The sequence below is a fragment of the Aquamicrobium sp. LC103 genome, from assembly GCF_001014615.2.
GTDB lineage: Bacteria > Pseudomonadota > Alphaproteobacteria > Rhizobiales > Rhizobiaceae > LBCQ02.
This window is the reverse complement of record NZ_LBCQ02000008.1, coordinates 105504-124048: the sequence shown is the minus strand read 5'-3', so window position 1 is coordinate 124048 and position 18545 is coordinate 105504. Positions and strand designations below refer to the sequence as shown.

Here is an 18545-nt window from a genome sequence, read left to right as displayed (position 1 = left end):
GGTTAGTTTGCGGGCAGCGTCGCCTTCACGGTCTGCTTGCCGTCCTTGACCTCGACAAGGTAGCTCTCGCGCGAAACCTCGCCGGTTTCATCCCAGGAGATGTCGATCAGGATGCCAGGGTTCTCCGCTGCCTTGAGCGTCAGCCCGTGCAGCTTCTCGGCAACCTTCTGCGAATCGAGCTCGCCCACCGCTTCCGTGGCGTATTTGATCGCATAGGCGCCGATATAGCCCTTGATGGCATTGTGGTCGGCCCGATACTTGTATTTTTCCTCGAACTTCTTGGCCATTTCCTGCACGGCCGGCACCGGTGCGTCGGGCGTGAGGCTGACATGGCCGAGGGCGCCGTTGGAAGCTTCGCCGGCAAGATCGATGACCTTCTGGCCGATAAGCGTCGTCTCGCCGACGAGCGGGACGGAAATGCCCTGTTTTCTGGCTTCACGCAGGAAGCGCGCGCTCTCTTCCTCGGTGAGATAGACGAAGATCGCTTCCGCGCCGGAACCCTTGAGCTTCACCACGTCGGCAGCGAAGTCGGCCTGGGCGTTCTCGCTCGGCACGTCGGCGACGATCTCGATGCCCCGTTCCTTCATCTCGGCGACGAACGCGTCGTGGCCGCCCTTGCCGAATTCCGTGTTGACCCAGGCCACGGCCACTTTCGTCACCTTCATCTCGTCCTGCAGATAAGCGGCGATCTTCGGCATGGATTTCTGCGCGCCGAACGAGGTGCGGAAGATATATGGATTGCCGAGCTGCGTGATCTTCGGCGCTTCCGAACCCGTCATCTGCGGAATGCCCGCCTGTTGCGCGACGAGCATGTTGACGATGGTGGAACCGGAATAGACGGTTCCGAGCAACGCGAACGCGCCTTCGTCGATCGCCTTCTGCACCATGGCGCGCGACGTCTGGGCGTCGCTCTGGGAATCATATTGCGAAAGCTGAACCTGCTTGCCGAGAATGCCGCCGCCGGCGTTGATCTCCTCGATCGCCATGGCCGCGCCGTCGCGCCAGTTGACGCCCGAAGTGGCGCCCGGTCCGGAAAGTTCCGAGATATTGGCGATCTTGACCGTCTCCTGCGCGAATGCCGGCGCGGAGACGGAGAGCAGCAACGCTGAAGCTGCCAAAGCAAAAACATGTCTGCGGTTCATCAGATTTCCTCCCTAGTGAAACAGTCCGGCGTTATTTTGCGCCGTCTCCCGTCGGCACCGCCACTGTCAGTTCGATTTATGCAGGAGACTTGAATTTGTCGGCAAATACCAAGATTTCGAGGGTGCATAACCTCAGGTTATCTCCTCATTGCCCTGCGGGCGTTTCGCGGTCGTCATGACGGCTCGCCCGCCGCCTCGATACCGAGAATGCGGTCCACCAGGAGATCGGCCTGCGCGTTGAACATTCCCGCACCCGTCATGGTGCCGCAGCCGAGCGAACGGGCATGTTCCACCAGAGGCGACACTTCCGGCTTGGTGATCACGTCTGCAACGAACTGACCGGAAGAAAGACCGCTCGCATCGACCGGAAGCGGATCGCCGGGCCTCATGCCGGCCGGCGTTGCGTTGGCGACCAGATCGAAGCCGCGCGGATCGGCGCTGCCCGTTACGGCGCGGTCGGGGAAGCACTTCGCCAGTTTCGCCAGGAGGCGGTCGCGGCGATCGGCATCCGCGTCGTGAACGGCGAGCAGCGAGGCGCCGCGCGCCAGTATCTCGAGCGCGATCGCCGAACCGGCACCACCGGCGCCCACCAGCAGCGCCTTCTTGTCCCTTACCGAAAAGCCCTCCTTGGCGATGCCGTCCAGATAGCCGACGCCGTCGGTGTTGTCCCCGACCCAGCGGCCGTCCGGCAGTCTGCGCATGACGTTGACCGCGCCGACGAATTTCGCGCGCTCGCTCGGCAGATCGCAATAGTCGAGCGCGGCGATCTTGTGCGGCACCGTCACGACGATGGCGTCGAGGTTGCGCATCAGACGCACCGATTGCATGAAGGCGGGCAGGTCCTGCGCCGTCACATGAGCCGGCGCGACAATCGCGTTGACGCCGCGCCTGGCGAGGATGGTGGTGAGGTTTCCGGGCGACTTCACCTGAGCGATCGGGTCGCCGATAATCAGGCTGATCCTGGTTTCGCCGTTCAATCCGAGGTTCATTCCTTCCTCCTTCGCTTCATGCCGCGCGGTAATGGGCGAGCGTGCGTTCGATACCTTGCGCAAGCCCGGTCACGGAAAGCGCCGCAAGGAAATCCGGCCGCTCGCCGATTTCAAGGTCGGAGGCGATCAGCAATGGCTTGCCGCTGGCGCTCACCCGCGCCGAGGGCACGAGACGGCGCAGCTCGCGCAGGAAATCGTCGATCGTGGCGACCTCGCCGACCAGATTGTGCGCCTCGGCGCCGGCCAGCTCGACATCCGCCGTTGCCGCGAATGCCTCGGCAACGTCCTCGACATGGACCATGCCGACGCGGCCGGTGAAGAGTATCTCGGCCTCCTCGCCGCGCGACGCCGCCCTGCACGCGATGCTCGGTCCCGCACTGATGCCGGACCCCACGCCAGGCCCGTAGATGATGTAGGGCCGGAAACCGATGCTAGGCAGGCCATGATCCACGAAATAGGCCCGCGCGCAGCCTTCCACGGCCAACTTCAGCGCTCCGTAGTGGGTCGCCGGCAGCGGCCGGGTGCCGTCCTCGGGTCCATAGATACCGGCGGTGCTGACATAGGCGACCTGCCGCATGCCTCCTGCCAGCGCCGCTTCGAAGACGTTCAGGCTGCCGATGAGATTTATGTTGGCGGCGCGTAGCGGATCGCGGCGGCAGTCGACCGTCATGATGCCGGCGAGATGGATGACGGAATCACAATCTTTCGCCGCCTCGGCGACGTCCGACTTGTTCGTCACCTCGCCGGCAACAATCTCGATCTCGCGTGACAGACCCGGCTGGACGAATTCAAGATGATCGTTTGCAGGCCGGAAATCGAACACGCGCACGTCGTGACCGCGGCGACGCAGTGCGCGCACCACCCAGCCGCCGAGAAATCCGCAGCCGCCCGTGACGAGAACGGCGCTCATTCGACGCCGCGCTCCGCCGCATGCTTGCCGGCGATGTAGCCGAAGGTGATGCCGGGGCCGATCGTGATGCCGGGACCCGGATAGACCCCGCCCATGATCGAGTGCATGTCGTTTCCGACCGCGTAAAGGCCTTCAATGACGGTACCGTCCCCGCGCAGGACACGCGCATTCTCGTCGGTGACCAGGCCCATCGCGGAGCCTATATCGCCCGGATAGAGCCGCACCGCGTAGAAGGGCGCCGTGCCGATCGTCCCGAGCGTCGGGTTTGGCCCGTGCGTCGGGTCGCCGTTCGCCTTCTCGTAGACGGTGGTGCCGCGACCGAATTCCGGGTCGACGCCCGTCTTCGCATATTCGTTCATGGAAGCGACGGTGGCTTTCAGACCGTCCGCGTCGATGCCGAGTTTCGGCGCGAGCTCGCCGAGGGTGCTTGCCTGGGTGAGATAGCCGTCTTCGAGGAACGGCTTCAACCCGCGTCCGCCCGGGCGGACCATGCCGAGCCCGTATTTGCGCAAGCCCTCGCTGTCGGTGATCAGATAGGCCGGAATGGTCGAGCCGTCCTCGTTCGTCGCGAACATGGCGCTGACGAAGAGATGATAGGACGTGCTCTCATTGACGAAACGCCTGCCGTCACGCCCGACCGAGACCGTCCCGGGCTTGCTGCGGTCGAAGACGAAATGCGGGAACACGGCCGTCGACCCGTCGGGACGGCGGCGAACCGAACACGGCGCCCAGAAGCAATTCTGGTAAGCGCCCTCGCCGTGGTGCGCGCCAAGCTTCAACGCGAGATCGTGGAGTTCACCCGTATGTCCCGGCGCCGACGGGCTGTGGTCGGGAACGGGCTTCGGCAGGTATTCCTCGCGAAGCCGGGGATGGCGCGAGAACCCGCCGCTCGCCAGCACCACGCCGCCGGAAACGGCGATCCGGCGGGTCACGTCCTTCTGCTCGACGATGAGGCCCGCGACCTTTCCGTCGTCCTCGACGAATTCGCGTACTCTGGCATCGACCGCAATCTCGATGCCGAGCTCGCGCGCCGCCTGCAGCATCCGTCCGATCAGCGCATTGCCCATGACGAGCCGGGTGCCGCGCGGGTGACGCAGCCTGTCGAGGAGATAACGGCCGATGAGGCGCGCGGAATAGGCTGCGGATTTCAGCGACGAGGTCATCTTGAGGAGATGCGCAATGTCGTCGCGATCAACCATCAGGCCGCCAAGGATGGTGAACTCGGGGATCGGCGGGCGGATGAGCTCGAAATCCTCTCCAAGTTCCCTGCCCTCGAATGGATATGGTTCGAGCGCGCGACCGAAGGACGTCGCTCCTTCCAACTCATAGAGATAATCGGGATGGAAGGGCCTCGGCCGGAATTTCACCTTTGCGCGATCCTCGATCAGCCGGATCGCATCCGGACCGGCCCTCAGAAACGCGTCACGCAAGCTCTTCGGCGAGCGATTGCCGACCGCGCGATCGAGAAAGGTGCTCGCCTTCTCGAAACTGTCGTCAGCGCCGATGGCCGCCGAATGATGGGTGTTCGGAATCCAGGTGGTCGCCGCCGAGTAGGCCGAGGAGCCACCGAGATATTGCGTCCGCTCGATGAGGATGACGCGCGCGCCGTGGAGCGCGGCGAAGATCGCGGCAGCCATGCCCGCAGCACCCGCGCCAAGCACGGCAACGTCATATTGCGCACCGTCCGGCAGGTTCGCCAGCACCGTCCCCGCTCGGTTCATACCCGGACTCCCCGGCGGAGACATCCGGCGACAACCGTAACGGCAGCAGCCAGCCGCCCAAGCGCGCAAGTTTCTGACAATCTCTTCTCCCTGCCCCGTCGCTTCGATGCGATCCGGACTGCGGGCGCTTATAACAGAATTGGAATGCTATTCAAGAATGAAATCACCTTTCAAAATTTTTCCATTTGGTTTATGCAGATGCCCGCCGCCGGAAAAGATCGGCCGGCGCAAGGAGTGGAAACGACGGGATGGCGGACGTGAATATCGGCATAGTCGGCGCAGGCATCATCGGCCTCACCCATATCGAGACCATCAGGCGCACGCCCGGTTTCCGCCTGTCCGGAATAGTCGACCCCGGCCCGCGCACCCCTGAAATCGCGGCGGCCCAACAGGTGCCGCTTTTCGAAAACGTGGAGGCGATGATCGCCCTCGGGAATGTCGACGGCGTGATCGTCGCCACGCCCAACGAGCTTCACGTCCCGGTCTCGACGACGCTGATCGAGGCCGGAATTCCAGTGCTTCTGGAAAAACCCATCGCCAACACGGTGGAGGAAGCGCTTCAGCTCCTCGCCGTTGCGGACCGCACCGGCATCCCGCTCCTCGTCGGCCATCACCGGCGCCACAATCCGATCATCCGCGCGGCGAAGAAGGCAATCTCGGAAGGCTCGATCGGCAGGCTGGTGACCGCTTCGGTCATCTGCACGCTTTATAAGGGCGACGACTATTTCGGCGCTGCCTGGCGCGTGCAGCCGGGCGTCGGCGGGCCGCTGCTCATCAATCTCATCCACGAGATCGACCTGATGCACCACTTCTTCGGCGACGTGGCCTCGGTCAGCGCGGCAAGCTCCAACGCCATGCGCGGACTGGCGGTCGAGGATACGGCTGCCGCGATCCTGCAATTCGAAAACGGCGGCATCGCCTCTCTCGCCGTGTCGGACACCGCGGTCGGCCCATGGGCCTGGGATCTTTCGGCCGGCGAAAACACCGAGCGCTTTCCCGCTCATCCCGTGCAGTCGCATTTCCTTTCGGGCACCGAGGGCGGGCTCAGCCTGCCGGACCTCGCCCATTGGTCGCACGCCGGTGAGAAGAGCTGGAACCACGAACTGCGCAGAAAGATCCTTCCTCTTGCAGCGGAAGACCCCTATGGCGCGCAGATCCGCCATTTCGGCGCCGTCATAGCCGGCAAGGAATCGCCGCTGGTTTCCGGTCTCGAGGCGACCAAGAATCTCGCCACGATCGACGCGATCCGCAAGGCGGCCGAAAGCGGATGCGTCACGCCCGTGCGAAGCTTCGCCAAAGACCAGCCAGCCGGACGGGAGGCGTCGTCATGACCAGCGTTCTCGAACGTTCCCTCGGCATATTGGAGCTGCTTTCGGAAGAGCCCGACGGCCTCTCCGTCAGCGCGATTGCGACCCGCCTCGACGTCCCGCCGAGCGCGGCGCACCGCCTGCTGAACGAGCTGGCGCGTTTCGGCTATGTGCGGCAGGACCGTGCGCAGGGAGACTATTCCCTGACGATCAAGCTCGCCGCGATGGGCATCAATTTTCTCGGGCAGAGCGGGGTGACCGACGTCGCCCAGCCGATCCTTGATCGGCTCGCCCAAACCACCGGCGAACTTATCCGCCAGAGCGTGCTTGACGGACGGCAACTCGTCTGGGTCGGCGTGGCGCAAGGGGCGACAAGCGGCCTGCGCTACGATCCCGGCCGCGAGCAGGGCGTGCTCATCCACTTCGCGTCTTCCGCCGGCGGACAAGCCTATCTTTCGACGCTCAGCGACGAGGACGCGCTGATGCTGGTCGCCGAGCAAGGCTTCACCTCCAAGGTCGAGCCGCTTGGCCCGAAGGCGCCCAAGACCGCCGCCGAGCTCTTGAAACGCCTCGAGGAAACTCGCAAGCGCGGCTATTCGATAGCCATCGACAGCTACATCGTCGGCATGGCGGCGATGGCCGTTCCGGTGCGCTACGGCAGCCGCGAGACGGTCATCGGCACGCTCAGCGTCGCCGGCCCCGCCGCGCGCCTGACACCGGAGCGCATGGCCGATTTCGCCGCGCCGCTCACCAAGGCGGCGGAGGAACTGGGCCAGGCCAGCAAGGCCTCCCGCTTCTTCCAGCGCGCCAGGAGCAATGCGCTCGCCGGCTCCGAAGTTTGAATCCCCTCATGCACGTCACCCGCGACATGATCGATGAATGCGATGTCCTGATCGTCGGCTCCGGCGCGGCCGGCCTCTCCACGGCGGTTACCGCCGCCTTCCACGGCCTGAAGGTGGTGGTCGCGGAGAAGGAACCGTTGATCGGCGGAACGAGCGCATGGTCGGGCGGTTGGCTGTGGATACCGCGCAACCCCCTGGCCCGGCGTGCCGGCATCGTCGAGGACCCGGAAAGTCCACGCGAGTATCTCGCCAGCGAGTTGAAAAACCGCATCGGCGACGAGCGCATCGAGACGTTCCTGGAAAACGGCCCGGAGATGGTCGATTTCTTCGAACGCAACACGGCCGTGGAATTCATCGCCGGCAACGCCATTCCCGATTTTCACGCAACCCCGGGCCACGCGCGCGGCGGTCGCTCGGTCTCCGCCGCGCCCTATGACGGCCGTAAGCTCGGCCCGTGGATGGAAAAGCTCAAGCCGCCGCTCGACGTGGTCAGCCTCGCCGGCATGGGCATTGCCGGCGGCGCGGACATGGCGCATTTCTTCAAGGCCACCCGCTCGCTGCCCTCTGCGTTCCATGTCGCCTCACGGCTGGCACGCCATTTCCGCGACAGGCTCGTCCATGGCCGCGGAATGCACCTCGTCAACGGCAACGCTCTGGTTGCCCGCCTGCTGCGCAGCGCCCTCGATCTCGACGTGACGATACTGGTCTCGGCTCCGGTGGTGCGACTCGAGGAGAGAAACGGTGCTGTTTCCGGAGCCATCCTGCGCCAAGACGGCATCGAGAGACGGATAACGGCCAGGCGGGGCGTGGTGCTGGCAGCCGGCGGCTTTCCCCATGACCGCAGGCGCATCGCGGCGATGTTCGACCATGCGCCCGACGGATCGGGGCATTATTCCGCCGCGCCCGAGACCAATTCCGGCGACGGGCTCGCATTGGGCGAAGCAGCCGGCGGAACCGTCGCCGACGATCTCGTCAATGCCGGCGCCTGGGCGCCGGTATCGCTGGTCCCGCGCAAGGACGGCACCGCCGGCCGGTTCCCCCATCTGGTAGAACGCGCCAAGCCCGGCTTCATTGCGGTCGATTCACGTGGACGCCGCTTCGTCAACGAGGCCGATTCCTATCACGATTTCATCAGCGCGCTGCTCGAGGTCACGCCGGCCGGCACACCGCCCGTTGCCTGGCTGATCTGCGACCGCCGCGCCCAGCGACGTTACGGGCTCGGCTGGTCCAAACCCTTCCCCTTCCCACTCGGACCGTATCTCCGCAATGGCTACCTGACGGAAGGCAGGACGCCGGCCGAACTCGCCCGAAAATGCGGCATCGACCCGGACGGGCTTTCGGCAACCGTCGAAAAGTTCAACCGCGATGCAGCGAAAGGCGAGGACCCGGAATTCGGCCGCGGCCGCTCGCCCTACAACCGCGTCCAGGGCGACGGCGAGCACAAGCCGAACGCCTCGCTCGCGCCGCTCGAAAACGGCCCCTTCTACGCGGTGAGGATACTTCCCGGCAGCCTCGGCACCTTCGCCGGTCTCAGGACCGATGCCAGGGCGCGGGTGCTCTCGGCGAAAGGCGAGCCGATCAGCGGCCTCTTCGCCGTCGGCAACGACATGTCCAGCATCTTCGGCGGCAACTATCCGAGCGGCGGCATCACGCTCGGCCCCGCCATGACCTTCGGATACATCGCCGGCCGAACGTTGGCCGGGCAGCCGGTCTCCGGGCCGCTCCAGCAGAAAGGAACAGCAGATGAAACTCTATGAATTGGCGACCCTGCGCACGGTGATCTTCGGGGCCGGCAAGGCAGCCCCGGCGATAAAGGACTACGTCTCGGCGCCGGAAGCGAAGGGCAAGCTGCTCGGCGCCTGGGCGTCCGATATCGGCCGGCTCAACGAGGTCTTCATTCTGCGCGAATTCGACAGCCGCGTCGACCTCGATGCCGAACGCGAGCGCGCGCGCCGCTCATCCAACCCGTTCGGCTGCGCGGAATTGCTTACCGGCATGGACCTCGACAGCTACGCGCCGCTGGGCTTCCTGCCTCCGGTCGAGACCGGCGATTTCGGCCCCTTCTACGAAATTCGCACCTATCGGATGAAGCCGAACGGCCTCGGCCCGACCGAGGAGAAGTGGCGGGACGCGGTGCCGACGCGAACGGGCTATTCGCCGCTGACGATCGCCATGTACTCGATCGACGGCGGATCGCGCTTCACCCAGATCTGGCCCTATCGCAGCCTCGAGGAGCGCGGGACCGCGCGCGGAAAATCAGTGGCCGACGGCGTTTGGCCGCCAAAGGGCGGCCCCGACTGGCTGACGCCGGACATGTATTCGACCATCGCGATGCCGCTCGCCTTCTCGCCGCTGAAATAGCCCACCCGGAGAGCGCATCCATGCCGCACAAATTCTCGCTCGCCTTCCTGACGCTGTTCGATTGCGGACCGCTCGAGGCCATCCGCGCCGCTGCAGAGAGCGGCTACGACATGGTCGGCCTCCGGCTCTTGCCGGCGGCGCCGACCGAACCGCCCTACCCGCTGATGACCGACCCATCGGTGCTGCGGGAAGCCGCACGGACATTGAAGGAAACCGGGGTCGCGATGGCCGATGTCGAGATCGCGCGGCTCAAGCCGGAAACGAAAGCCGCCGACTTCGAGCGGTTTCTCGAACACTCCGCCGAGCTCGGCGCGCGCCACGTGCTCGTCGCCGGCGACGATCCGGAGATGGCAAGGCTGACGGAGACCTTCGCCTCCTTCTGCAGGCTCGCCCGAAACTATGGGCTCACCGCCGACCTCGAATTCATGCCGTGGACGAAAGTGCCCGATGCGAGCGCTGCCCGCGCCATCGTCGAGGCGGCGGGAGAAACCAACGGCGGCGTGCTGATCGACGCACTGCATTTCGACCGCTCGAAGACGACGCTGGACGATATCCGCCACATGCCGCGCCGTCTCGTCAACTACGTCCAGTTTTGCGACGGTCCGGCCGACTACGATCCGAGCGACGAAGGGCTGATCCACATCGCCCGCTGCGCCCGGCTGATGCCGGGCGCCGGCGGCATCGACATGGTTGGGCTCGCGCGATCGATCCCGGACGATGTGACGATCAGCGTCGAGGTCCCCAATCACGAGATGGCACGGACGATGGCGCCGGCGGAGCGTGCACGCTCGGCACTGGAGGCGACGAAGCGCGTGCTCGCCGCCGCCGGGCGATAGACCATGATCCCCGCCGTCGATTCCTATTCCTATCACCGCTTCTTCGGCCATCACTATCCCGGCCTCGAAGCCGATCCAGGCCGCCGCATGACGATCGCGGAGTTTCTCGATCGGGTGAGTGAATACGGCGCGCGCGGCGTTTCGCTGGAGAGCTGCTTCTTCGACGATTTCGGCGAACGAACGATCGTCGCGCTGAAGGCTCAGCTCGACCGGCTCGGGCTGGAACGGGTCTGGGCCTGGGGTCATCCGCGCGGGCTGGAATCCGGAAGAAGCGCGGAAGCCCTCGACGATCTGATCTCGCATATACGCATCGCGGCTGCGCTCGGCGCGAGCGTGATGCGGATTTGCGCGGGCGGGCGCGGAAGCCGGCCCGAAAGCTGGAGCGAGCACAAGGCGGGCCTCATTCCCATGCTCCGCCGAGCGGCGGCGGAAGCCGGCGAGCACGGAATCGTGCTCGCGCTCGAAAACCACATCGACCTCTACGCCGACGAGATCGTCGAAATCATGGAGACCATTGCCTCGCCAGCGCTCGGCGTCTGCCTCGACACCGCCAACAATCTTCGGCTCTTCGAACACCCTCTGGAGGTCGCGCGCAAGCTCGCGCCGTGGACCCGGGCCACGCATCTGAAGGACATCGCCGCACATCGCGGCGATCCGCGCAGTTTCGCCTTCTGGCCGAGCGTTCCGCTGGGCGATGGCGCGGTGGAGATCGACGCCATCTTGGACCTGCTCGAAAGAGCGAACTATCCCGGTCTGCTGGCGATCGAGATCGACCTTCTTCATCCTTTCTACGCGGGCGAGGACGAGGCGGTCCGGCTGAGCCTCGATCGGCTGAGAAGCCGGCTGGATCAAGCTCCGCCGGTCCTTATCTCACGCTGAACCGTACCGGCGCGGTTATGGTCTTGCTCACGCCCGGCGGCGGCGCTGGAACTGGCGAGGCGCGGCGGACAAGCGACAGCACCTCCGCGTCGAGTTCCGGATAGCCCGACGAGCGAGCGAGCGTCGCCGAGAGCACGTTGCCGGCATCGTCTATACCGAAGCGCACGTAAGCCGTACCCTGCTCGCCGCGCGATCTCGCGCTGGAGGGGTAGCGCTTGCGCCGTTCGAGATGCGCCATCAGGCGAGACTGCCATTTGGCCGGGGTCACGGAGGAGGAAAACAGACCCGATGAGGACTGGCGGGCAGCGTTGCGGTTGGAACGCGAGACCTGGGCCTGTGCCTGGACCGCTGATTTCGATGCGGTGCTCGGCTGCTGGCGCGGCCTTCTTTTCGGCTCTTCCTTTTTCACGATCTCCCGCTTCTTTTCGAGCGGCTTCGGCCTCGCAACCGGGATCGGCACCTCGGCCGCGTCGAGCTCGGCGATCTCCCTCTCGACAGGGCTTTCGTCATCGGCGATCTCTTCGATGGGTCCAGCCTCCGGCTCGGTTTCCACGACCTCCTCGATCGGTTCCTCCTCGGGCATCTCCACCACCTCCGCCGGGCTGCTTTCCTGAGCCGCCTCCTGATCGGGCGAGATCTCGTTCTCCTCGGTGAGGACGGCTTCCGGCTCCGGCGCCAAATCGACCATGATGGCGGGTGGCGGCATGTTGTCGGCCGGCTCGATCGGCCGCTCGCGCAGGAGCCACGCGGCGGTCCCCACATGGGTGGACAGCACGATTAGGCCGGCGCCCGTCCACAAAGCCAACTCGGCGATCCTGTCGCGGCCGACCGGACCGCCCCAATCATTCATGCGACGGATGCTCCCTCGCACCGGGCTGCCCGGACGCGGTTCGGTCGCGCCGCGACATAGCCGGCGCAGCCGAGCACCAAACCGGCCACCAGGGTCGCCAGCCATGCGGCCGGCTCGACCGTCAACCAGAACAGCGCATAGCCTGCCGCCATGCCGCCACAAGCCATCAGTTTCGCGGCAAACGGCATCGCACCAGTCGCACTCCAGTCCCGCAGCACGCGGCCGAAGCGGGGATGATCGAGCATCCACGCTTCCAGCCGCGGCGACGAACGCCCGAAGCACCATGCCGCCAGGATAAGGAAGATCGTCGTGGGCATGACCGGCAGCAGGGCGCCGATTATGCCGAGCAGAAGCATGAGGCAGCCGAGCGCGATATAGCCAGCCTGCCGCGCTTCATCCAACGATACGGAGAAGTCGAACGGCTTGCTGATCCCGGTTTCCGCCCCGCAATCGCGGATCGAGGCCCGCGGGGCCGAGACCGGGAAGATTTGCGGTCGGACCATCATCCGAAAACCTCGCCGACAAGCTGGCGCACACGCGTGAAGGCGGCATTGGCCCCGGCCATCATGCGTCGCTCCTCGTCGTCGTCGAGCGCCGCCGCATCGAGCGCGGCGGTGAACGTCCTCCAGTGCAGGCCGCGTCCCTCGGGCGCGCCGGCGAGATGCCGCGCGCCGAAGTTTTCCGACAGGCCCAGCTTCGCAGCCTCCTTGAGCAGGAATGCAGCGCCGAGATTGGACCCCTCCGCCACATAGAGCCAGCCGAGCGCGACCGGAATGTCCGGCGCGTCGCCTGCCGCGAATGCCGGCGGCGTAACCGCTCCGGTGTCCTCGATGCCGAGATCGGCAAGATCCCGTTCGATCAGCCCGAGACGCCGTCGCCCCGCGAGATCGGGCAGGATGCGGTCCAGCACGGGATCGGCGTAAAGTGCGTCGATATCGCGATGGAACTGGTGCTGCACCTTCAGGAACATGCCGTAGCGTGGACGGCTCTCAAAGGGATTTCCCGCCATGATCGCCTTGTCCAACCGATCATGCGTGGCATGCGTTTCCGCCTTCAATCGCTTGGCGCGGCCAAGCACGATAGCTTCTTCAATGTCGATCATCGTCATTCGAATTACCCCAAGCACTCGAAGTGCGCCGGTCCCGCCTTTGCGTTCCGGATGTCCCGCGCATCGCCCTGCGCTCCTCTTGCACTTGACGTTGCGGGAAGCCAGATCCGGAAAAAATAGTTGAGCCTTTTTCACAAGTTTTGCCCCTCGGGCGGATCGGACCACGCTACCGTTAGAATCTCGCGGTCAGCGAAGCGTGGAAGGAACGTCCCGGTCCCGGCTGAAGCACGAGGCTCAGCGGGTCCACATAGAACTGGTCGGTCAGGTTCTGGATGCGGAAATCGGCCTTGAGATTGTCGTTGATCTGGTACTCGGCAAAGACGTCCACGAGCGTGTAGGGTTTCCAGTCGATCAGCGCGATGAATTGGGAAGCGCCCTGCGCGGTCGCGTCGCCATGGCCGATGGCGCGCGGGCCGACATGCGACACCCTCCCGCCCAAGGTGAGCGCGTCCTCCATGAACTTCTGCGAAAGGGTGAGGTCTACGGAGTATTCCGGCGGCACATGGTTGGTGGCGTAGTCGGCATAGAGCGACTTGTTCTCGCAGGTGTCCGCGGTGCGGCAGAATTCCACATCGAGGTAATAGTTCGCCGACAGCTCCGCCGTGAACCCACCGATTTCGTAGCGGCCGGAGAGTTCCAGACCTGAAAAGCGCGCACGATCCATATTGAAGATGTGCATGCCCCACCACCCTTGCTGAGACTGATGCCACTCGCGGCCGATATAGTCCTTCACGTCCCAGTTGAAGTAGCCGAGCTTGAGCATGCCCCGATCGTCATCACGAAACAGGCCGTCCCGGCGCAGATTGGTGCCGATCTCCCAGTTGCTGGAACGTTCCGGCTTGAGGCTTGAATTGACCTCCATGCTGAAGGCCGAGACCGTTTCCATGATGCTCGGGGAGCGCATGGCGTTCGAATAGTTCACGTAGAGCTGGGCGCCGTCGAAGGGCTCTATCGTCACGCCCAGCGCCGGGCTGAGGCCACCGTCATTGAAGGATGCGTCGTAGTCGTAGTCCCGATCCAGGAAAGGGTCGTTGCGATCCTGCGACCAGTAGTGCTGATAGCGCAAGCCGCCATTGAAGGTAAGCCAGTCGACCGGCTTCCATGCGGCCTTGGCGAAGCCGGCGGCCTCGTGCCTGATGCCGTCGCGCAGGTCGAGCCAGGTCTCCGCCTCCCTCGTTCCCGGGCTGGGACGCGTGTCCTCGCCGCGATAGGACAGACCATAGGTGAGGTCGAGCGGACCGTAGCCCGTATCCAGCTTCGACAGGTTGGTGACCTCCGTGCCCCACATATTGGTGTCCGATCCCGAGCGGAAATCGCCGGGCTTGGGCGGCATCCAGCCGCTGCGCAGCGGATTGCGCATTTCAAGCCGGCTGAACCAGAGATTGGCCTTGAGATCCACGAGATCGTTGCCGTCCGGGTTCCAGCGATAGCGCAGCGTTCCGGTGTCGAGCTGCGTGCCGACGGTCTGCGCCTGCTGTATTGCCTGCCCGGTGTCGCCCGTCAGCCGCGAGGCCAGGCGATCGCCCGCCTCACTGCGAAAGCCGTTATAGCCGAGCTGCAGACTCTGCCCGTCGCCGAACCGGATGGTTCCCTTCGTGATCCAGGATTCGGTCTCGAGCTGCGTGTTGAGGACTTCTTCACCCGCGCGATAGTTCGCGATACCGCCGTTCTCGACATAATCGAGAAAATTCCAGGGCATGCAGACCCCGCTGGAATAGCAATCGGGTCGTGGACCCGTCCACACCGGCTCGGCATGAGGACCATGGGTGCCTGCGTGATAATTGCCCTGCTTGCGATAGGCATATCCCGCGATCAGGTCGAAATTCTCCTCCTTGAAAGCCGCGACCAGGCTGCCCGATCCGCTCGTGGGCTCCAGAAATGGCGGGCGGTCCATGCCGTCCGCGGAGGGCGTCGCGACGCCGACCTGGTTGGGCGTGTTGCGGTAGGAATAGCCGGCAACCGCGCCGTCCTTCGGCTTCGACGTGTTCGTGCCGAAACCGCCCTTCAGCCGCATGCCGAATTTCCTGCCCTCCTCCACGATGTCGCCGGCATCGAGCGTCCGCATCGCCACGGTTCCGGCGATGCCGTTGGAAGCGACGTCGGAACCCTTGATGATGTCGACGCCCGCCAGAAGATCGGGATCGACGAAAGTGCGGTTGGAAAGCCCCTGATATCCCTGATAGACGGTGGTCGCGTTTTCTGCTCCGTCGACCGTGACGGCGACGCGGCCCATCCCCTGCATGCCGCGGATGTTCACATCGATCGAGCCTGCGCCGTTGCGGGCCTCGCCCGACATGACGCCGGCCGTGCCGCGGAACATGTCGGCCGGGCTGCCGCCACGAAAGCGCTCGATCGTCTCCTGCGGGATGTGGGCCGCGGGCGCCGCCGTCTCGTAGGGAGTGTCCACCGCGCTGACGCCGCCGCGGCCGGTCACGTTGATGACGTCGAGCAGCAGCGATCCGTCGGCGTTCGCCGGCGCGTGAGCGCTGGAGACGCTATCGCCGAGCGTCACCGTGCCGGCACTGGTAAAGCGGTAAGTGAGACCGGTGCCGGAGAGCAGGCGGCTCAGCGCTTCCTCGCGCGTCATCGAACCCGAAACACCGGGCGAGCGCTTGTTGCGAACGAGGTCGGCCGGATAGAGAACCTGAAGATCGGAGCTGTCGCCGAAGCGCGATATCGCCGTGCCGAGCGGCCCGGCCGGGACTGAATAGTCGAGCGTCGCCGATGCCTGCTGCGCTTGCGCGGGCCCAATGATCGCAAGCGAGGCGCAAATCGCCGTCGACGCCAGCAGCGCCAGACCCAAACCGCCAATCCTGACGCCCGCCCTCGCGGATACCCTGCCCCCAAACCCCTTTGTCATGACTCGCCCGAACTCCTGTCTTTCCCGTGTCTCGACAGACGCGAACGCGTCCGTCCGACCCAAAGACGAATCCGGAGACCGATCACCTCACCATAAAGTTGAAATTTTTTGTCAGGATTTTATTCGCCGAGCCAAATCAGCCGTGCCGATGCCCATCAGGCAGGCCGCAAGAGCACGAGATAGCGGGTGAGCTCGAGCGTACGGACCGGCAACGTGCCGCGGATCGCGTCGAGCACGCCGTCGGGATTGCCGATGTCGAAAATGCCGCTGACCCGCATGGCGAGGAGGCGATCGTCAGTGACGCGGATCGTGCCGGAGCGGTAGCGGTTGACGTCGGCGATGACCTGCCGCAGAGGCCTGTCCTCGAAGATCAGCTTGCCGCGCCGCCAGGCCAGTTCCGCTTCGACATCGTTCGACCGCACCCTTCCGAGGCCCTGATCACCGTAGGAAACGCCCTCGCCGGCGTTGATCCTGACCTCGGCACCGCCGGGCGCCACGATCGCAACGGCACTTTCCTGCACCGAGACGGTAACGGCGCCGGCCCATTCGTGGACGACGAAGCGCGTGCCGAGCGCGGTGACGCTGCCGCCGGCCGCGCTCACGGAAAATGGGCGGACGTCCTTCGCCACGTCGAAGAATGCGCGACCTCGCAGGAGCCGCACGCCGCGTACCGCGTCGGTGAAATCCAGCGCGATGGCCGAATCCGCGTCGAGCTCCACGCCGGTGCCGTCGGAAAGGGTCACGCTGTCCTGCTCGCCCGTCCCGGTCGCATGATCGCCGCCCAGGAAAGCGGACGGTCCGGCGACCGCAATCAGGCCGGTGGCTGCGAATGCCGCCGCACCCCCGGCAAGGAAAGCACGCCGTGAGGCCCGGCGCCGACCGACAGACGGAGCGAGGCTGATTGCGCGCGGATCGGGAATCCGGTCGAGATCGGACCAGATGTTGCCGAGCTTGGCGTATTCGGCGCGGTTTAGCGGATCGGCCGCCATCCAGGCCGCATGCGCGACCCTTTCGGCTTCGCTCGCCTCTCCGGAATGGATGCGCACGAACCATGCGATGGCTTCGTCTCGGGATTTTCGATCAGGATCGTTATTGGCTCGTGCCATCAGGTCACCGGCTAACTGCGCGCGAAACGGGGCCGATCGCCTCCGAACCGGGCATCCGCAACAATAGACGGGTCGGACCGGGCGCCACCTCATCCCCCTCGCGCGGAATTTTCAACTTTTCCAATCGATGAGATCGCCGAGCCGGTCACGGCAATGCGCCAGCGCCTTCATGACGAGCTTTTCGACGGCGCTCCGCGTGATACCCAGTTCCGCCGCGATCTCGGCATGGCTCATTCCGTCGAACTTATGCATCAGGAAGACCTGCCTCTGTCGATCCGGAAGTTCCGAGACCGCCTGTTCCAGCCGGGCAAGCCGCTGGCGGTAGTCGACGGTGCTTTCCGGCGACGGGGCCTCGTCCGCTGAATCGAAGGTTTCCTCCTGGGCGAAATAATGCCCACGGCTCCGCTGGCCGCGAATATGATCCAGCGCCAGATTATCGGCCATGCGAAACAAATAAGAGCGCGGATTCTTGATGGCGGCGTCCGCGGGAATTCTATGAACCCGGAGAAATGCATCCTGAAGGATATCGTCGGCGTCCGCTTCTTTTCCAACGCGTCGGATCAGGTGCCTGAACAAATCCCCATAACTTGCAGCAAAGATATCAAGTATACTTCCCTTTCCTCTGCCAGCCATTTCTTAAAACCGTTCTAAATTTCTGGCCGTACGTTTCCGGGCAAGTATCTATACGGATCGACATTCTTCTTTCGCGGCGCACCATAGTGCAAGCTTTCCCACCTCGCAATTTGAGTTTTCGAAAACCAGGACATGAATATGGAGCCGGTCGGACCGTTCGGCCGAACGCATTCAAACCGGCCGTGTTTCATATCGGAAACGACCCGTTTAATTTTGATCATATATGTGAAAGCGTTGCTTGTCTCATGGCTTTCGGTCTATAGAGACCGACCAGGAAAATGGCCGGAAGGCCTTGTTGTCAGGCAGGTGCCGGATGGACGTACCAGCGATCGACGAAGCTCTCGAAAAGCTTCCGTCACATGAAGCCACCTATCGGCGCCTGCGCGACATGGTGCTCTTCGGCGAGCTGGCGCCGGGACAAGCCGTTACGATACAAGGGCTTACCGAAAAGCTGGAATCCGGCATGACGCCGGTGCGCGAGGCGATCCGCCGACTGACGGCCGAAGGCGCGCTCGAATTCCAGGACAACCGGCGTGTCTGCGTTCCCCGCCTGACCGCCGCCCAGCTCGAGGAACTCGCTTTCGCCAAGCTTGCGCTCGAGCCTCATCTGACCTGCCTTGCCCTGCGCAACGCGACACCGCAGTCCATCGCGCATGTCGCGGCAATCGACGCCGAGCTCGACACCGCCATAGCGGCCGGCGACGTAAGCGGCTATTTGCGGCATAACTACCGGTTTCACTTCGCGATTTACGACATTGCCGACGCTCCGATCCTGACCGCGATCGCCCAGTCGCTGTGGTTGCGCTTCGCGCCCTCGCTTCGCGTCGTGTGCGGACGGATCGGGACCGACAACCTCCCCGATCAACACACGGAGGCCGTAGCGGCGATGCGCGCGAACGACGCCGACGCGCTGCGCCAGGCGATCATCGAGGACATGACCCAGGGAATACAGCAGGTGCGGCTCGCGCTTGCCAACGGAAAAATATGATCAAATTTTCTTG

Annotated in this window: 17 protein-coding genes; 7 read left to right on the top strand and 10 right to left on the bottom strand. The window is 64.6% G+C overall.

The window, feature by feature from the left end:
- Nucleotides 1-2: 2 nt before the first annotated feature.
- From XW59_RS16600 to XW59_RS16585, 4 genes are all read right to left on the bottom strand, one after another.
- Nucleotides 3-1142 (bottom strand): ABC transporter substrate-binding protein, encoded by a 1140-nt coding sequence (locus tag XW59_RS16600; protein ID WP_047146557.1) that lies wholly within the window; start codon nt 1140-1142, stop codon nt 3-5.
- A 173-nt stretch (nt 1143-1315) separates the two neighbouring features.
- Entirely contained in the window at nt 1316-2131 is an 816-nt protein-coding gene (locus XW59_RS16595) for a shikimate dehydrogenase (protein WP_047146665.1), read from the bottom strand.
- A gap of 16 nt (nt 2132-2147) precedes the next feature.
- Nucleotides 2148-3041: an NAD(P)-dependent oxidoreductase gene (locus tag XW59_RS16590; protein ID WP_047146558.1), complete on the bottom strand. Its 894-nt coding sequence runs from the start codon at nt 3039-3041 to the stop codon at nt 2148-2150.
- Nucleotides 3038-4762, bottom strand: a complete 1725-nt coding sequence (locus tag XW59_RS16585; protein ID WP_047146559.1) for an FAD-dependent oxidoreductase — start codon at nt 4760-4762, stop codon at nt 3038-3040. Before XW59_RS16585 ends, XW59_RS16590 begins: the two co-directional genes overlap by 4 nt.
- Before the next feature lie 248 nt (nt 4763-5010).
- Here XW59_RS16585 and XW59_RS16580 point away from each other — a divergent pair, with 248 nt between their 5' ends.
- The 6 genes from XW59_RS16580 to XW59_RS16555 are packed head-to-tail and all read left to right on the top strand — an operon-like array spanning nt 5011 to nt 10987.
- Nucleotides 5011-6093, top strand: a complete 1083-nt coding sequence (locus tag XW59_RS16580; RefSeq protein ID WP_047146560.1) for a Gfo/Idh/MocA family oxidoreductase — start codon at nt 5011-5013, stop codon at nt 6091-6093.
- On the top strand, nt 6090-6911 hold the full coding sequence (locus XW59_RS16575) for an IclR family transcriptional regulator (protein ID WP_047146561.1): 822 nt from the start codon (nt 6090-6092) through the stop codon (nt 6909-6911). The genes XW59_RS16580 and XW59_RS16575 overlap by 4 nt, the downstream gene beginning before the upstream one ends.
- An 8-nt stretch (nt 6912-6919) precedes the next feature.
- The gene (locus XW59_RS16570; protein ID WP_137327045.1) at nt 6920-8668 is read left to right on the top strand and encodes an FAD-dependent oxidoreductase; all 1749 of its coding nucleotides are present in this window, start codon (nt 6920-6922) and stop codon (nt 8666-8668) included.
- On the top strand, nt 8655-9272 hold the full coding sequence (locus XW59_RS16565; RefSeq protein ID WP_137327044.1) for an NIPSNAP family protein: 618 nt from the start codon (nt 8655-8657) through the stop codon (nt 9270-9272). Before XW59_RS16570 ends, XW59_RS16565 begins: the two co-directional genes overlap by 14 nt.
- 20 nt (nt 9273-9292) lie before the next feature.
- A complete protein-coding gene (locus XW59_RS16560; protein WP_047146564.1) occupies nt 9293-10108 on the top strand; it encodes a TIM barrel protein in 816 nt (271 codons plus the stop codon).
- A 3-nt stretch (nt 10109-10111) separates the two neighbouring features.
- Nucleotides 10112-10987: a sugar phosphate isomerase/epimerase family protein gene (locus XW59_RS16555; protein ID WP_047146565.1), complete on the top strand. Its 876-nt coding sequence runs from the start codon at nt 10112-10114 to the stop codon at nt 10985-10987.
- On the opposite strand, the gene XW59_RS16550 is transcribed toward XW59_RS16555, so the two are convergent.
- The 6 genes from XW59_RS16550 to XW59_RS16525 form a co-directional block, all read right to left on the bottom strand.
- Nucleotides 10974-11837: an energy transducer TonB gene (locus XW59_RS16550; protein ID WP_047146566.1), complete on the bottom strand. Its 864-nt coding sequence runs from the start codon at nt 11835-11837 to the stop codon at nt 10974-10976. The two genes, XW59_RS16555 and XW59_RS16550, sit on opposite strands and share 14 nt — an antisense overlap.
- On the bottom strand, nt 11834-12340 hold the full coding sequence (locus XW59_RS16545) for a YbaN family protein (protein WP_082137655.1): 507 nt from the start codon (nt 12338-12340) through the stop codon (nt 11834-11836). The genes XW59_RS16550 and XW59_RS16545 overlap by 4 nt, the downstream gene beginning before the upstream one ends.
- Entirely contained in the window at nt 12340-12945 is a 606-nt protein-coding gene (locus XW59_RS16540) for a biliverdin-producing heme oxygenase (protein WP_047146567.1), read from the bottom strand. The genes XW59_RS16545 and XW59_RS16540 overlap by 1 nt, the downstream gene beginning before the upstream one ends.
- Nucleotides 12946-13117: 172 nt before the next feature.
- The gene (locus XW59_RS16535; protein ID WP_047146568.1) at nt 13118-15805 is read right to left on the bottom strand and encodes a TonB-dependent receptor; all 2688 of its coding nucleotides are present in this window, start codon (nt 15803-15805) and stop codon (nt 13118-13120) included.
- A gap of 155 nt (nt 15806-15960) precedes the next feature.
- Entirely contained in the window at nt 15961-16911 is a 951-nt protein-coding gene (locus tag XW59_RS16530) for a FecR family protein (protein WP_047146569.1), read from the bottom strand.
- Between the two features lie 111 nt (nt 16912-17022).
- The gene (locus tag XW59_RS16525; RefSeq protein ID WP_047146570.1) at nt 17023-17544 is read right to left on the bottom strand and encodes an RNA polymerase sigma factor; all 522 of its coding nucleotides are present in this window, start codon (nt 17542-17544) and stop codon (nt 17023-17025) included.
- 313 nt (nt 17545-17857) lie between these two features.
- Between XW59_RS16525 and XW59_RS16520 the strand changes: the two genes are divergently transcribed.
- Nucleotides 17858-18532 (top strand): GntR family transcriptional regulator, encoded by a 675-nt coding sequence (locus tag XW59_RS16520; protein ID WP_047146571.1) that lies wholly within the window; start codon nt 17858-17860, stop codon nt 18530-18532.
- Nucleotides 18533-18545 lie beyond the last annotated feature (13 nt).